The sequence below is a fragment of the Candidatus Glassbacteria bacterium genome (assembly GCA_019456185.1).
Lineage (GTDB): Bacteria > Gemmatimonadota > Glassbacteria > GWA2-58-10 > GWA2-58-10 > JAJRTS01.
Map to the genome: position 1 here is coordinate 1 of VRUH01000042.1, position 14,293 is coordinate 14,293.

Genomic DNA, 14,293 nt, shown 5'->3' on the forward strand with positions numbered 1-14,293 from the left:
AGGTGGCCAAGGCTCTGGCCGGGGCAATCGAGGGCTGCGGTGTGGACGTGCTCTTTTTCGGCAAGCAGGCGGTGGGTAACGAGCACGGCCAGGTGGGCCTGATCGTGGCCGAGCTGCTGGGAATTCCGGGTATCAGCGAGGTAAGCCGCCTGGAGATCGGCGGAGCGGCCGCCGGCGGCAAACGCGAGATCGAGGGCGGCACCGAGAGTTTCGAGACCCCGCTGCCGGCCGTGTTCACCGCGCAGAAGGGACTCAACGAACCCCGCTACCCGTCGCTCAAGGGCAGGATGGCGGCCAAGAAGAAACCGATCGAGGAGCGCGCGGTCACTCTGGACGAACCCCGGCTTCAGGTCGAGAATATCAGCTACCCGCCTCAGCGCGAACGGGGACGGATCGTGGGCGAGGGGGCAGCCGCCGTGCCGGAGCTGGTGAGGCTGCTCAAGGAAGAAGCAAAAGTCCTTTGAAAAAGCAGAAGTCGGCAGACGGGAGTCAGGAGAAAAACCTCGGGGTGCTGAGACTCCCGCAACAAAAGATCAGCGACTGAGTTTGCAATGGAGTAGTAAGTTTTTTTCAGGAAAGTCCGCGGTCAAACGCTTTTATTCTGTCTCCTGACTAGCGACTGCTGAGTTCTGTACTTTGTCGGTTGAAAAACCGGCGCACTGAAATAATTCCCAACTTGGCCAATAGTGAAACAACTGAATAAACCCTAAGGAGATCAACTGATGGCGATCAACGTCCTGGTAGCCGTCGAAGTCCGGGATGGCGAGCTGAAGAAATCGGGCCGCGAGGGCCTGGGGCTGGCCCGTCAACTCGTTGAGCAGGCCGGCGGCGGCGAGGTCTCAGCCGTGCTGGCGGTCGATTCGGCCGGCGGTTTGCCGCAGGAGCTGGCCGCGGCGGGCGCGGATAGAATCCTCGTGGCCGAAAACCCCGATTTTGCCAACTATTGCCCCGGCGGGCATGCGGCGGCGGTGGCCGCGGCGGCGGGCGCGGTCTCGGCGGACGCGGTGATAATCCCCGCCAGCGCCCTGGGCAAGGACCTCGTTCCCCGCGTATCGGCCAGGCTGGACGCCCCGGCTGCGTCGGACTGTATCGACGCCTCCTGTGAAGGCGGCAAGCTGACCGCCACCCGCCCGGCCTGCGGCGGCAAGGTTCAGGTAACTGTCAGTTTCGCCGCAGCGCCGGCGATCCTCTGCATCCGCACCAACGTGTTCGAGACCCTGCCCGCCGAGAACTCCCGCTCCGCGGCGGTGGAGAAGCTGGCTGTCGAGCTGGGCGAGGCCGAGCTCAGGCTGAAGATCACCGGCGTCGAGCACACCTCCGGCGAACGTCCCGATGTATCCGAGGCCGACGTGGTTATCTCCGGCGGCCGCGGGATGCAGGAAGGCGAGAATTTCAAGCTGCTCGAGCAGTTGGCCGCCTCCCTGGGCGCCGGAATCGGCGCGAGCCGAGCCGCGGTGGATGCCGGCTGGCGGACCCACGGCGACCAGGTGGGCCAGACCGGCAAGTTTGTCAGTCCCTCGCTGTACGTGGCCTGCGGGATCAGCGGCGCGGTGCAGCACCTGGCCGGGATGCTGGGCGCCAAAGTGATCGTGGCGATCAACAAGGACGCCGATGCGCCGATATTCAAGGTGGCCAACTACGGGATCGTAGGCGACGTGTTCGAGGTGCTGCCCGCGCTGAACGAGGAACTGAGCAAGCAATCCTGAGCCGGCGTTGTGTCCTTGCGAATAATGTACAGGGTAAAGCGTATTTAAATCCTCCTCGATCCCCTTTTTCAAAGGGAGAAAACAACCCCCGCCCGCTTCCAGCGGGCACCCCCTTTATTAAGGGGGACTTGCTTCCCCCCCTTTACCAAAGGGGGGCCAGGGGGGGGATTTAGTACTGGCTGATCAGGCCATTATCTGACCATCAATTTTGGATATTTACTTCCGGGACATCCGGCCAGATAAAATTCACAAGCAACCGAAGCACCAGCGATATCAGGCAGGAGGTAAATTTGTCCGAGGAAAAATTCGACTGTATTGTCGTCGGGGCCGGTCCCTCGGGGATAGCCGCCGCGATCACGATGGCCCGCGCCGGGCTGGAAGTGGTCGTGCTCGAACGCGGCGAGTTTCCGGGGAGCAAGAACCTGTTCGGCGGCATCCTGTTCACCACCGTACTCAACAAGCTGGTTCCGGAGTTCTGGAAAGAGGCCCCGGTGGAGCGCCATGTCACCAGCCGCCGGTTCAGCTTCCTCAACGCCGAGAGCGAACTGGCGCTCGACTTCTCCAGCCAGCGGTTCGAACAGCCGCCGTTCAACAACAGCTTCGTGGTCTTGCGCAGCAAGTTCGACCGCTGGTTCTCCGAGCAGGCCGAGGCCGCCGGGGCGGAGATTTACCCCGAGGTGGTTGTCGACGATTTCGTGCGGGATGAGAACGGCCAGGTCAAGGGGATCCTGGCCAGGGGCGAGGGCGGAGAGCACGACGAGCTGCTGGCCGACTGCGTGATAGTCGCCGAGGGCGCCAACAGCATGCTGGCCGAAAAAAGCGGTCTGCGCAAGCAGATGACCGCGGCCAACCGCGTGGTGGCGGTCAAGGAAATAATCGAGCTGGGCCGCGAGGTGGTGGCCGACCGCTTCCACCTGGAGGACGACCAGGGCACGGCCTACGAGTTTTTCGGCGACGCGGTGCTGGGCATGATCGGCAGCGGCTTTATCTACACCAACAAGGACAGTATATCCGTGGGCGTGGGCTGCACGATCGAGGACGTCATCAGCCAGAAAATCTCGCCCAACGACCTGCTGGAGAGGTTCAAGGCCCACCCGCGGGTGCGTGCGCTGGTGCGCGGCGGCGAGGTGCTGGAGTACAGCACCCACATGATCACCGAGGACACCTACGACGAGCTGCCGGAGATGGTTGGCGACGGGCTGATCCTGGTGGGCGATTCGGCCGGGCTGGTCAACGCCAGTATCTACCACGAGGTAACCAACCTGGCGATGGCCAGCGGGGTGTTCGCCGGCGAGACCGTGATCGCGGCCAGAGAGAAAGGCGATTTCGGCAAGGCCACCCTGCAAGCCTACCGCAACAAACTCGAGGACTCGTTCGTTTTGAAAGACATGTATCATTTCAGGCACGTGGTGCATTTCCTCAAGCACCACAAGCAGTTCCTCAACGAGTACCCCGACATCTTTATCGAGCTGATGATGGACTATTTTACGGTCAGCGAGACGCCCAAGACTCAGGTGCGCAAGGACGTGATCAAAAAATTCCGTCAGCGGATCAAGATGATCCCGTTCCTGCGGGATCTGTGGGCCGCAAGGAAGGCGATGGTATGAGCGAAGAGACCAAACGCAGCATGCTCGACCCCACCCCCGTGCTGTCGCTGGACGACAAGCTGGGGCTGGTCAAGCGCAAGATCGACAAGGACAGCCATATCGAGGTGGACCAGGAGGGGTTCCACAAGTGCCCCAACCGGCCGATTATTTTTCTCTGCCCGGCCGGAGTGTATGAAGAGCATCCGGAAACAGGCGACTGCATTGTCAACTACGAGAACTGCCTGGAGTGCGGCGCCTGCCAGGTGGCCTGCCGGCCCTACGTAAAATGGGACAACCCCCAGGGCGGGTTCGGAGTTACGTTCCAGTACGGTTGAGCTTGATTGTTTTAAAGGCAGTTGAGAAAACATTCGACGGCTCTCAGCCGGGAGCAAAAATGAAAACGACAGTCGTTATATCGTGCCTAGCGGCAATTCTATTGCTGGCCGGGATTGCCATCACCCGGGGCAACGACAGCGAGGGGCGGACCGCCCTGGCCGGTACGCTGGGTCTCGCCGCCCGCTACCCTGGCGATGTCGGGATCGAGGACGATTCATCGGTTGTGTTCACGGAAAATTTCGAGTCGATTTCGGTTAGTGACCTTAGCCAGCGCTGGACCGAAGTTAGCAACAGTAATAATTCGGTTCTTTACATAGTCAGGGACACGACCGCTCCGAGTGCAGGTAAGTACTGCCTGAGGATGACAGGAACCAAAGGCCAGAACGAGGGCGGGCACCTCTGGAAACTGCTCGATGAGGGCTACGAGCAGCTCTACGCCCGGTTCTACGTCAAGTTTGCCCCGGACGCGCCCTACGTGCACCATTTTGTCGCCCTGGGCGGCAAGTTCAACTCTCCTCCATGGCCAGCGCCGGGAGCCGGCTCCCGGCCCGATGGCATATCAAGTTTTTTGACCTTCATAGACCTGATCGGCCGTGATGTGACCGACCCTCCGGGGGCATGGTCGTTCTATTCCTATTGGTGCGAGATGCACAGTTGGCAGACTCCGGAGGGGGTTCCCGACGGACAGCGGCCCAGCCCGTACTACGGCAACCTGTTCGGCCCGGTGGAGCCGCTGCAGGCCAAGCGCGACGAGTGGCAGTGCGTGGAGATCATGATCAAGCTCAACGACCCGGAGCAGCGCGACGGCGAGCAGACGTTCTGGATCGATGGAAAGCTTATCGAGCGCTACGGCCCCGGCACAATAGAAGGGACCTGGTTCACGGACAGGTTCAGGCGCAGCGGAATTTACAATACCGATCCCCAGCCGTTCGAGGGTTATCGCTGGCGCACGGACGGCAAGGTCAAGATAAACAACTTCTGGCTGGAGTACTATCTGGCTTCCGTTTTCGGGAACGACTACAACCCCAACGATCCGGACATCCCCTACAATGACAATATCGCGCGGGTCTATTTCGACAACGTGGTGCTGGCCACCGAGTATATCGGGCCGATCGCGACCGGGCAGCAGCCCGGGGGTGACTACGACGGCGATGGGCAGGCGGGGATTCTTGACGTGATCCGGCTGATCCGCCTCTGCATGGAGGAATATCCCGATATCAGCGCGGACTACAACCGCGACGGGGTCTGTAACGTGGCCGATGTGCTCGCGCTGCTGATGGACATCATGAAAGGCTAAGTGCCGAGCTTAGCTTCAGGCATTCAGAGACAACTTTTATATGACAGGCCTGCCATGCGGAAAGCCGTGAGGCAGGTTTTTTTATGGGAGTCACTCCCCATGGGCGCACCCGCGTGTGCGCCCGCCAACACACACCCCGCCCCGGCAAGCCGGGACACCTCGCTTGATAGAGGGGATTTTTTGGCGCAGGGGCGACGCATGCGCCACCTCTTAGATAAAATCCAAATCAATGCCGCCGCTTAAATATCGCGCCGCCGCGCAGGCTGACCCGGTGCTTGCGGAGGCGCTCCTCGCGGTTCATCTCGGAAACGTCCTTCTCCCGCCGCTTGCGTCCGCCCACGCTGAAATTGGCCGCGCGGCTGCTCCTGCGGTTGGAACTCAGCGCCTTGTAGACAAATATATAGAACACCACCGCGACAGCGATCAGCACCAGTTTCATGATCGTGAATCCCATCGCTTGCCTCCCGGTCCTGTATTTCAACTTCAGCTTTGATTTACTACCTTACCCGCCGCTCTCGTCCTCGAACCGCATGTCGCTCAACCGGCTGCCGTGCTGCTCACACCACTGTTGAAACACGACCATGTAGCTGACCTTTATCCCCTCGGCGGTATCCAGCCCCAGCGCGGCGGCCACTTCTTCCATCGCCTCCGGCCCGGCTTCCAGCTCCAGAAACCTGCCGATATGCGGCAGACGGTCCAGCTCGGCCACCGCGCCATCGGGACGGGTGAAATGCTCCCGGTATTTCTCGTAGACCCACTCGCTGGTGAAACCCATCCTGTGCAGGATATGGCGCATGGTCTCCAGGTCCGACAGCTCCAGCTCGCTTTCCCGCTTGGCCTTGTAGCGTCCGGCAAGCTCCATGTCCTCGTGGGGCTCTTTCCAGGTGAGCTTGACCTTGCGGTCCCGCCGCAAGCGCAGGAGACAGTGTCTGCCGCGCAGCTCACCGCCGGGCGTATCGAACACGATGTTGGCTTCGAACACCTCGCCCGCGGAGGTAAATCCGAGGCGTACCAGCCCGGCGCGGACCTCGTCCGCCGAATCCAGGGGGAATTTCAGCTCAATTTCGCTGGTCGCGGGCATTTCAGCGTTTCCACCATTAAAATGATATCAGGCTCCACACCTAAATCTTAGCCGCCGCGATTACACCTGTCAACCCGGTCCGTAGATTCCTAACCGTATAATATTCAAACACAAACGTGGAATAACCGGTTTTTTTTCTTGCCTTATCGCTTTGCGTCGTTATTATTGACCCGTGTCATTAATAAACCGAGACGGACTGAGTGGAGACGATGATCTATTTCAGCGGCATATCGGTCAAGCACCTGGAGCGCTGGGAGTTCCCCGACGACCGCCCGCGCTTCTCGACCCCCGAGGACTGCTACCGGATCTTCCTGGGCATGCACCTGAGCATGATCCGCACCGCGGCGGAACAGGGCGACTACGATCCCAACTACCTGCGCTATCTGGCCTGCGTTCAGCATTGCGAAAGCAGGCTGCGGCTGTCGTTCACCGAGTTCCGCAACGTGGTGGGCAACCTGGTTAAGATGTACCAGCAGTTTTTCCGCGACCCCACCGGAGGCAGAAGCGGCAGGCTGATGGACAATATCGGCAAGTTCGAGCGGCTGATCTACCTCTACGCCAACAAGCTGCCCTCCAAATCGGCGGCCGCCTACAACTGAGCCGGGCCGCAGTTTCTTCGATCCCCATCCTTACCGACCGCAACCGTTGATCTGCTACCGGCCGGTCCGCGTTATCACAACAGCACCAGCGAAACCAGCAGTGTCAGCACCGCGCCTGTGAACCCCATCAGGCCCGTGGCTGTCGTATATGTACGGTAGGCTGTCGGCACCGGGATTCCGGCCATCTGCGAAACCACCCAGAAATAGCTGTCGTTGGCGTGGCTGACCGTCATCGAGCCGCAGCCGATTGCCACCACCGCCAGCGCGGGTCCCCACTCTCCGGCGCCCAGCCCCAGCGTATCGAGCAGCGGGGCGACTATCGCCGCCGAGGTGATCATCGCCACCGTACTGCTGCCCTGGGCGCTCTTGAGCGCCGCCGAGAGGACGAACGGCACCAGTACGCCAGCCTGCTGCCAGCCTCCAAGCACCTCCTGGATGTACCCGCCGAGACTGCTGAGGCGGATCACGTTGCCGAACGCGCCGCCGGCGGCCGTGACCGCCAGCACGATCGCGCAGGATTTGATCCCGGCTGCAATCCACGAGCCGCGCTCGCCTTGTCCGCCCGGCAGGGCAAATGCCAGGGTCAGGCCGGCTCCCAGGGCGAACACCGGATGGCCGATCCCCTTGATCAGCGCCGCGGCCGCGCTTTCGCCCTGCCCGAACAGCGAACCGAGCGTAATCAGCATCAGCGGAACCGCGATCGGCATTACCGAGCGGCCGATCCCCGGCATTTTTGCCGGCTCCATCTCCTGCGGCTGCGCCTGGTCAAGCTGCTCATCGGGCAGCAACTCCCCTGAAAACCGTCCCGCCCACAGGTTGCCCACAATCGCCAGTACCAGCGCAATCGGCAGCCCGAGCACGATCACCCGTCCGATATCCGCGCCCACGGTCACCGCCGCGGCGATCGGGCCGGGCGTGGGCGGCACCAGGCAGTGGGCCGCGTAGAGACCGGTGGCCAGCGCTACAGCCAGGGTCAGCCTCCCGGCCGCCGCCTTGCGCGCCAGGGCTTTGACCAGGGGCACGAGCACGATAAAGCCGGAGTCGCAGAAAACCGGGATGCTGACCACGAAGCCGGTCAGGCTCATCGCCAGCGGAGTGCGTTTTTTCCCCACCAGCCTCAGCATCGCCGAGGCAATCGACCCGCTGGCGCCCGTTCGCTCCAGAAACGCGCCGATCACCGCCCCGAAAATGATCACCAGACCCACTCCTCCCAGCGTGCCGCCGAACCCCTTGTTGATCGCGCCCAGGGTCTCCCCGATCCCCATCCCGGCGCTGATCCCGAACACGAACGCGCAGGCGATCAGCAGCAGGAAAGCATCGGCCCTCCAGCGGCCGGTGGCGAGCATGATGATCACAACCAGCAGGACGAGCACGAGCAGGAGTCCGGGTCCACTCATCTTGGCGATTCTCCGCGTGAAATGGGTGCGCATTGAGTGCGAGGCATGGGCCAATATAGCCGCCGCAGCGAATGTGTGTCAATCGCGCGATCCATCCAATTCTAACTTGAATGCGCAGCCAGTATAAAATACATTATGAGATACTTATCAAGGAGTGGAGCGATGGCGGAACATTGCTGCCCCTGGTGGATGAACTACCTGATCGGCAGCCCGTTGCGCAGAATGATGCAGCCGCCGAAAAAACTATTCGGCGATTTTGTGAAACCGGGCATGACCGTACTCGATGCTGGCTGCGGGATGGGTGTGTTTACCCTTGCCCTTGCCGGAATGGCCGGACAGGAGGGACTGGTCGTGGCTGTCGACCTCGAAGAGAAAAACCTGGCTGTGCTCACTCGCAAGGCGCTCCGCATGGGGCTGGAACAGAGAATAGAGACTGTCTCCTGCGACATGGGCGAACTGCCGCTGGATTACAATTTCGATTTCGTATTGGCTGCCAATTCGGTTCACGAGGTGCCGGATATTCAGCGGTTTTTCCGGCGTGTGCATGGGCTGATGAATCCCGGCGGGAAATTGTTACTGCTGGAGCCGTCGTTCCACCTCAGCCACGAAGAATTTCAGCGAGAATTGGAACTGGCCGGCGAGACAGGCCTGGATGTGGTCAAACACACTGAAAACAGGTTCGAACGTAAGGCATTGCTCACAAAAAAGAAGTGATTGAGCTTTATCTGCGCTCCGGCGGGAATCCTCGCAGGCGGGAATATTCTTCGAGGCCGTCGGGGTTTAAAACCCGCGCCAGCTCGGTCATCTTCGCGGCCATGGGTGAATTGTGCTTCACCTTGTCCGATCCCACCACGTGCGGATAAACCACCCGCGTCAGGTAGTCGAACGACCCCAGATGAAACCTGTCGATGATGTTGGCAATCCAGCGTCGAAAGACTTCCCCGATACTAGAAGCTGTTTCATAACTGGGTATTATTTTAACTTTCGCCCGTTGGCGGGTAACCCTTAAAAACACAACCCCCTGTTTCCCCCTTTTCTAAGGGGGACTAAAACCGTATAACCCCAGCCAACATACGAAAAAACCTGAAACCGGACAATTTCCCCTTACCAAAGGGGGTGCCTGCGAAGCAGGCGTGGGTTGTCCCGTTTTAAGGTTATGAAACAGCTTCTAAATTGAAATACTGTTCGGCCTGGGGCGAAACGTATTGCCCCACGCAGATCGAATCTCCGAAAAAAACCACTTTCATCCCGATTCTCCGATTTAATCGTCTTCAGCCCGGCAGCACCGCCGCAACGGATGAAAATATATTAACCCGCCCGCAACGGCTGTCAATGCTGAAAATATTCAGGCGATAAAAATATAGTCCCGCCCCTCCACAAACCCCAGCGGGTCGAGCTGTGCGCGCACGCTTCCCCGGGCGCCTTTCTGGCCCACGGCGCCAAGTATCAGTCCGGCGCGTTCCCTGTTTCCGGCCAGTCGGGCCGTATCCACAACCGGCACCCCGTGGATCGTCTTGCCTATCTTACGTGGGTTAACCTCTACCAGGCAGCGGATTTCCACTCCGGTTTTTTGCAAAAGCTTGAGCCAGCTTTTGCCCACCGGACCCGCTCCGCAGATCGAGACCGGACGGCGGCCGCTTTCCAGGCGAAGCTTAAGCAGGTAGTGGAATTTGAGCCGCTGGAAAGATTCCGCGCTGTAGCGGTCCTGGACGCGCGAGGCACGGGTTACGCTGTTCCGCCAGTAGTGGAGCACCTCCGGAACGGCGGAGATATCCCAGCGGCTGGCGGCGAACCGGAACAGGAGGTCGTAGTCCTCAGGCATACCGTCGAAATCGCGGTAGCCGCCGATCTCGCGAAAAGCACAGGCGCGCATCATCAGCGAGGGATTAGCCAGCGGACATTCCACGAACAGTTCCCGCAGGATGTTTTGCCGCGTTTGCTTGTCGTCTTCCACAACCAGTGAGTTCAGCCAGTTCTCGTAGAACAGCAGGCCCGGCTGAATCTCACGCCTGGGAAAATAGCGCACGCGGCAGCCCACCACACCCAGCAAAGGATCGTTTTCCAGCATAGCCACTTGCAACGCCGTACGGTCCGGGTGGGCAATATCGTCGGCGTCCAGCCTGGCGATATATTTCCCCCGGCACAGCTCCTGCCCGATCACGGCCGCCGCCACCTGCCCGCGATGAGGTTCCGCAACACAGCGCACCCGGCTGTCGCCGGCGGCCAGGGAGGTTACCAGCTCGCGGGTCCCGTCCGTGCTGCCGTCATCCACAACCACCACCTCCAGCGACGGGCAATTCCTCTGGGCCAGCAGGGAACGGACCGCGCGATCGATCGTACCGGCGGCGTTACAGGCGGGCATCAGGTAGCTGACCTCGGGTTCCATCGGCTGTGTCCGTGAATATGGAACGGGCGCTCCCGGACAAGTGGAAGCGCCCTGAACTTCGAGGTTAAACGGGAAAAGTCACTCGGCCCGACGAGCCAGTTCCAGCGCGCTGGTCGTGACCCAGTATTTTGTGTAGAGGTTGGCGTATTCCCAGTCGGGCAGCGCCTGTTTCCCATCGAGATAGGCCAGGAAATCCTGGGTGACCTTGTCGAACTGGGACTCATGCTGAACCAGAACATCCTCCGGCACAACTAGATGCCAGCGGCCATCACCCTCCGCAACAGCCTTAATGCCCGGGTAATGAGTGGCGGACAGCCTGCCCATCAGCGCTTCGAGCGCATCGCCCACGGCGGTTCTGTCAGCTCCGGGCACCGCCTGGACATACAGTTCCGGATGATAATTCTGTTCCTTGCCCTGCAGGAACAGCACGTGGGCCCTGGTGCCTTTGACCACCGAGTAATGGGTGTCGCCGGTGCCCTCGGGGGCCTGGTAGTTCCAGACAACCTGGACCGCGCAGTTGACTCCCTTGACAGCGAAATTCATCCGGCCGTTGCAGTAATACTCCAGTTCGCCCCTGCCGTTGAGTTCGAACTGGGCGGGGAACTGCTCCTTGCCGGTTATTTGGGCGAACTGGGCCGCGTTGAGCACGGTGGTCCAGTGGCTGGCGGAACTCATCTCGATATCCCGCTCGACGTCGATAGCCTGGCCCGGATAAAGCACCCAGAATATCATGTCCACCAGGTGGGTGGTCACGTCCACCAGGCCCTCGCCCTGCACGGAGGTGTCGAAGAACCACCAGGGGCGCTTGTTGGGCCGTCCGGCCACCAGCTTGTAGAGGTGATGCACGCTCTCCTTGACCACCGCCGGATTGTCGGGCGTACCCTCGGTCAGCTTGCCGAACACCGCCTCGTCTTGGATAATCTCGCCCTGGATGTGGGTGCTGATATCGTGACGGCCGGTCATGATGTCGTAGGCGATTGTGCCCTTGGCCCTGGCCGCGGCGATCACCTGTTCCAGCACGGGCAGCCTGGCTTTCTCGATCACCCACGGCTTGTCGGCCAGGACGTTGATTCCGCCCTCGATACAACTCAGGATCCGGTCGATTTTGGGCTGGTTGCGCCCCGAAAGGATCGCGATATCACCGAACCTCTCCTCGAGCATCGCTTCCTGATAGTCAGGCCCCAGGAAGATCTGGTAGCGCCACGATGCCGGGTCCCGCTCGCGGGAGTTGAACGGCTCGACCCGGCCCATGTGATCGACAAAATCCTCGCCGACCGGGGCGTAGATTCCAACCAGGTCGGAGACGCCCTCGTAACCCGACGGCTTGAATACCAGCGCCGCATGGAAATGCCCGGGGTCGAGCACGACGAAATGGTGCTCGCTGTCGCCGGACTTGGCGGAGGATCCACCCTGCTGCTGAGCCTGCTGCGGCCGTGAACACGCGGCGGCGATTACGATCACCAGGGCCAGCAGTGTCAGCACTCTGAATCCGGCAATAAGAATCGTCATCGTTACACTCCCGGGAAAAATGAGGTGCAGGATCAGGAAATTTTCCAGATTTATGATAGCGGGAATTTCGAGCGATCTCAAAATAAGTCGGGCTGGAACCGATATCAAGGACGGCAACGCGGCCCGTTGAATCTTGACACCTCCCGGCGGCACTAGTAAAGTTGATCCAGACATCCGGCACGATCCGCCGGTTCCCCGATATTCAGCCGGCCAGGCCCCTATCCCTCTCAGCTTCCCCGGAGGCAGGCAAAATGAGCCCAGCAGATTCGATCAACCGCCGAAAGTTCATCCGCAACAGCGCAGTTTCGATCTCCGCCCCGGCAGTGCTGGGTCTTGCAGGCACTCTGGGAGCCGCCTCCGGCGATGAGGTCCGCGCCGGGTTTATCGGCACCGGCAACAGGGGCCGGACCCTGCTAAACCACGCGCTGAAATCGCCGGGTGTCAAGATCGCCGCGCTCTGCGATATCGACCCCGCTGCGCTCGCCCAGGCGGCGGAGACAGCCTCCGCCCACAAGCCGAAAACCTACAGCTACTACAAAAACCTGCTGGAGCAGAAAGACCTCGACGCGGTGTTCGTGGCCACTCCGCCTTACCTGCACAAGCACATGATTGTCGATGTGATGGACAGCGGGCACAGCTGCTACGCCGAGAAGCCGCTGGCGCTGACAGTCGAGGAGATCGAGGCGGTGGTTGAGGCGGCGAACCGGGCGAAAGGCGTACTGCAGGTGGGCCAGCAGCTACGCTACCACCGGGGGTTCCACAAGCTTATGCCCAGGATCCACGGCGGGCTGCTGGGCAAGATCGGCTTCCTGCGCGGCCAGCGCTACGCCGACTGGGACGGGCCGGGGAGCCGGGGGGCGATGAAATGGCTGTGGTCTATCGAGCAGAGCGGCGACCAGATCGTGGAGCAGTCGGTCCACGAACTCGACCTGATCAACTGGGTCATGAACGACCATCCGCTGCGCGCCGCCGGGCTGGGCGGGCAGAATATCATCCACGAGCCGGCCGGGGCCAGCGTGCTCGACAGCTACGGCCTGACGTTCGATTTCCCCGGCGGCAGGCAGGCCATCTTCAGCATGATCAAGTACGCACCCTACACCAACAACATGGGAGGCCGGATAATCAACGCGTACGGAGAAAAAGGCTCGGTTGACGTTCAACTCTCCGGCCCCAGCACGATCATCTGGCGGGGCGAGAACGCGCCGGACCCCGAGAAATGCGAGGAACCGGACGTCAATTTCGGCCAGGAAGCGGTGGACGATTTCTTCCGCTGCGCGCGCACCGGCGAAAAACCGTTCTGCGATGTCGAGACCGGGCGAATCGCCGCGCTGACCGCCCTGCTGGGCCGCAAGGCGATCTACGAGCAGCGCGTGGTGAGCTGGGACGACCTTCTCCGCGAGGGAGCGCCGGTAAAACCGCTGTGGTACTGAACTTTTCACCACACTAGCATTTTCGTATCAGATGACCTGTTAAATTACTCCTGGAGGAACGATGCCGGTAAACAGAAGAGATTTTATCGCCGGAGCGGCCGCAGCCGCGGCCGCCTGTGCGGGCAAACTGATGGCCCAGGGTTCGATGAGTAAAAACAGCCCCAACCCCCGGCCCCTGCGGATCGGGATGACCGACTGGAACCTGGGCGAACGGGGCGTGGTGGAGAAAGTGGACCTGGCGCGCCAGATCGGGTTGGACGGGATCCAGATCAGCGTGCTCTACCCCGACGACGGCCTCCACCTTCGCGACGCCAAGCTCCAGGGCGAATACCGCAAGGCCGCGCTGGATAACGGCGTGCAGATCTGCTCGCTGGCGATCGGCAACCTCGGCCCGGGCAGCCCGATGAAAAGCGAGCCGGTGGGAGCGATCCGGATCAACGACGCGATCGAGGTGGCCGCCAATGTCGGCACCAACGACATCCTGCTCCCTTTCTTCCGCGAACGCGCACCCAAGGACGACACCGATTTCAACCGGATGATCGCCATGTTCAAGGAGATCGCCCGGACCGCCGAACGCTACCAGGTGGTGGTGGCGCTGGAGACCTCGATGAGCGCCGAGGAGCACCTGCGGATTATCGACGGGGTCGGCAGCGAGTATATCGGCGTGTACATGGACCCCTGGAACTGCTCATACTACGGCCACAACCCGATCACCGACATCCCGCTGCTCAAGGACCATATCCATCAGGTGCATGTCAAGAACCGCGACCAGTACATGGACGGTCCCAACGAGCAGGGGTTCAAGTGGCCCGAGGTGGCCGAGCTGCTCTACAAGGTGGGCTTCAAGGGATGGTACGTGCTGGAGACCAGCCTGCCCAGCGATAATATGATCGGCGACACGCGGCGCAATATCGACTACGTGCGCAAGCATTTCAGCATTCCGGCCTGAAGAGGGGCGCGAAAACC

The 14,293-nt window shown here is 61.0% G+C and carries 15 protein-coding genes; 9 read left to right on the forward strand and 6 right to left on the reverse strand.

Annotated features, from left to right (window positions below):
* From FVQ81_13445 to FVQ81_13465, 5 genes are all read left to right on the forward strand, one after another.
* A partial coding sequence (locus FVQ81_13445; protein ID MBW7997553.1) for an electron transfer flavoprotein beta subunit/FixA family protein occupies positions 1-464 on the forward strand: 464 nt, incomplete at its 5' end.
* 258 nt (positions 465-722) lie between these two features.
* Positions 723-1,706, forward strand: coding sequence for an electron transfer flavoprotein subunit alpha/FixB family protein (locus FVQ81_13450; GenBank protein MBW7997554.1), 984 nt, complete (start codon positions 723-725; stop codon positions 1,704-1,706).
* Between the two features lie 179 nt (positions 1,707-1,885).
* The gene (locus tag FVQ81_13455) at positions 1,886-3,313 is read left to right on the forward strand and encodes an FAD-binding protein (GenBank protein MBW7997555.1); all 1,428 of its coding nucleotides are present in this window, start codon (positions 1,886-1,888) and stop codon (positions 3,311-3,313) included.
* Positions 3,310-3,627 (forward strand): hypothetical protein, encoded by a 318-nt coding sequence (locus FVQ81_13460; protein ID MBW7997556.1) that lies wholly within the window; start codon positions 3,310-3,312, stop codon positions 3,625-3,627. The genes FVQ81_13455 and FVQ81_13460 overlap by 4 nt, the downstream gene beginning before the upstream one ends.
* 59 nt (positions 3,628-3,686) lie before the next feature.
* The gene (locus FVQ81_13465) at positions 3,687-4,925 is read left to right on the forward strand and encodes a hypothetical protein (GenBank protein MBW7997557.1); all 1,239 of its coding nucleotides are present in this window, start codon (positions 3,687-3,689) and stop codon (positions 4,923-4,925) included.
* 226 nt (positions 4,926-5,151) lie between these two features.
* On the opposite strand, the gene FVQ81_13470 is transcribed toward FVQ81_13465, so the two are convergent.
* Positions 5,152-5,379 carry a hypothetical protein gene (locus tag FVQ81_13470; GenBank protein ID MBW7997558.1) on the reverse strand — a complete coding sequence of 76 codons (228 nt, stop codon included), beginning with the start codon at positions 5,377-5,379 and terminating at the stop codon, positions 5,152-5,154.
* Positions 5,380-5,427: 48 nt separating this feature from the next.
* Positions 5,428-6,006, reverse strand: coding sequence for a class IV adenylate cyclase (locus FVQ81_13475; GenBank protein MBW7997559.1), 579 nt, complete (start codon positions 6,004-6,006; stop codon positions 5,428-5,430).
* A 200-nt stretch (positions 6,007-6,206) separates the two neighbouring features.
* Here FVQ81_13475 and FVQ81_13480 point away from each other — a divergent pair, with 200 nt between their 5' ends.
* Positions 6,207-6,605 carry a hypothetical protein gene (locus tag FVQ81_13480; GenBank protein ID MBW7997560.1) on the forward strand — a complete coding sequence of 133 codons (399 nt, stop codon included), beginning with the start codon at positions 6,207-6,209 and terminating at the stop codon, positions 6,603-6,605.
* Between the two features lie 74 nt (positions 6,606-6,679).
* On the opposite strand, the gene FVQ81_13485 is transcribed toward FVQ81_13480, so the two are convergent.
* Positions 6,680-8,002: a GntP family permease gene (locus FVQ81_13485; GenBank protein ID MBW7997561.1), complete on the reverse strand. Its 1,323-nt coding sequence runs from the start codon at positions 8,000-8,002 to the stop codon at positions 6,680-6,682.
* Positions 8,003-8,137: 135 nt separating this feature from the next.
* Here FVQ81_13485 and FVQ81_13490 point away from each other — a divergent pair, with 135 nt between their 5' ends.
* Positions 8,138-8,716, forward strand: coding sequence for a class I SAM-dependent methyltransferase (locus tag FVQ81_13490; GenBank protein MBW7997562.1), 579 nt, complete (start codon positions 8,138-8,140; stop codon positions 8,714-8,716).
* Between the two features lie 7 nt (positions 8,717-8,723).
* Here the strand turns inward: FVQ81_13490 and FVQ81_13495 are convergent, their stop codons facing one another.
* The 3 genes from FVQ81_13495 to FVQ81_13505 form a co-directional block, all read right to left on the reverse strand.
* Positions 8,724-9,017 (reverse strand): hypothetical protein, encoded by a 294-nt coding sequence (locus tag FVQ81_13495; protein ID MBW7997563.1) that lies wholly within the window; start codon positions 9,015-9,017, stop codon positions 8,724-8,726.
* Between the two features lie 330 nt (positions 9,018-9,347).
* Positions 9,348-10,388 (reverse strand): glycosyltransferase, encoded by a 1,041-nt coding sequence (locus FVQ81_13500; protein ID MBW7997564.1) that lies wholly within the window; start codon positions 10,386-10,388, stop codon positions 9,348-9,350.
* A gap of 78 nt (positions 10,389-10,466) precedes the next feature.
* The gene (locus FVQ81_13505) at positions 10,467-12,071 is read right to left on the reverse strand and encodes an oxidoreductase (GenBank protein ID MBW7997565.1); all 1,605 of its coding nucleotides are present in this window, start codon (positions 12,069-12,071) and stop codon (positions 10,467-10,469) included.
* A 77-nt stretch (positions 12,072-12,148) separates the two neighbouring features.
* Here FVQ81_13505 and FVQ81_13510 point away from each other — a divergent pair, with 77 nt between their 5' ends.
* Positions 12,149-13,327: a Gfo/Idh/MocA family oxidoreductase gene (locus FVQ81_13510; GenBank protein MBW7997566.1), complete on the forward strand. Its 1,179-nt coding sequence runs from the start codon at positions 12,149-12,151 to the stop codon at positions 13,325-13,327.
* Positions 13,328-13,388: 61 nt separating this feature from the next.
* On the forward strand, positions 13,389-14,276 hold the full coding sequence (locus FVQ81_13515) for a sugar phosphate isomerase/epimerase (protein ID MBW7997567.1): 888 nt from the start codon (positions 13,389-13,391) through the stop codon (positions 14,274-14,276).
* Positions 14,277-14,293 lie beyond the last annotated feature (17 nt).

Coding starts and splice junctions, on each gene's coding strand:
- FVQ81_13450 (MBW7997554.1), top strand. CDS start 723: ATGGCGATCAACGTCCTGGTAGCCGTCGAAGTCCGGGATGGCGAGCTG.
- FVQ81_13460 (MBW7997556.1), top strand. CDS start 3,310: ATGAGCGAAGAGACCAAACGCAGCATGCTCGACCCCACCCCCGTGCTG.
- FVQ81_13465 (MBW7997557.1), top strand. CDS start 3,687: ATGAAAACGACAGTCGTTATATCGTGCCTAGCGGCAATTCTATTGCTG.
- FVQ81_13470 (MBW7997558.1), bottom strand. CDS start 5,379: ATGGGATTCACGATCATGAAACTGGTGCTGATCGCTGTCGCGGTGGTG.
- FVQ81_13475 (MBW7997559.1), bottom strand. CDS start 6,006: ATGCCCGCGACCAGCGAAATTGAGCTGAAATTCCCCCTGGATTCGGCG.
- FVQ81_13485 (MBW7997561.1), bottom strand. CDS start 8,002: ATGAGTGGACCCGGACTCCTGCTCGTGCTCGTCCTGCTGGTTGTGATC.
- FVQ81_13490 (MBW7997562.1), top strand. CDS start 8,138: ATGAGATACTTATCAAGGAGTGGAGCGATGGCGGAACATTGCTGCCCC.
- FVQ81_13500 (MBW7997564.1), bottom strand. CDS start 10,388: ATGGAACCCGAGGTCAGCTACCTGATGCCCGCCTGTAACGCCGCCGGT.
- FVQ81_13505 (MBW7997565.1), bottom strand. CDS start 12,071: ATGTCTGGATCAACTTTACTAGTGCCGCCGGGAGGTGTCAAGATTCAA.
- FVQ81_13510 (MBW7997566.1), top strand. CDS start 12,149: ATGAGCCCAGCAGATTCGATCAACCGCCGAAAGTTCATCCGCAACAGC.
- FVQ81_13515 (MBW7997567.1), top strand. CDS start 13,389: ATGCCGGTAAACAGAAGAGATTTTATCGCCGGAGCGGCCGCAGCCGCG.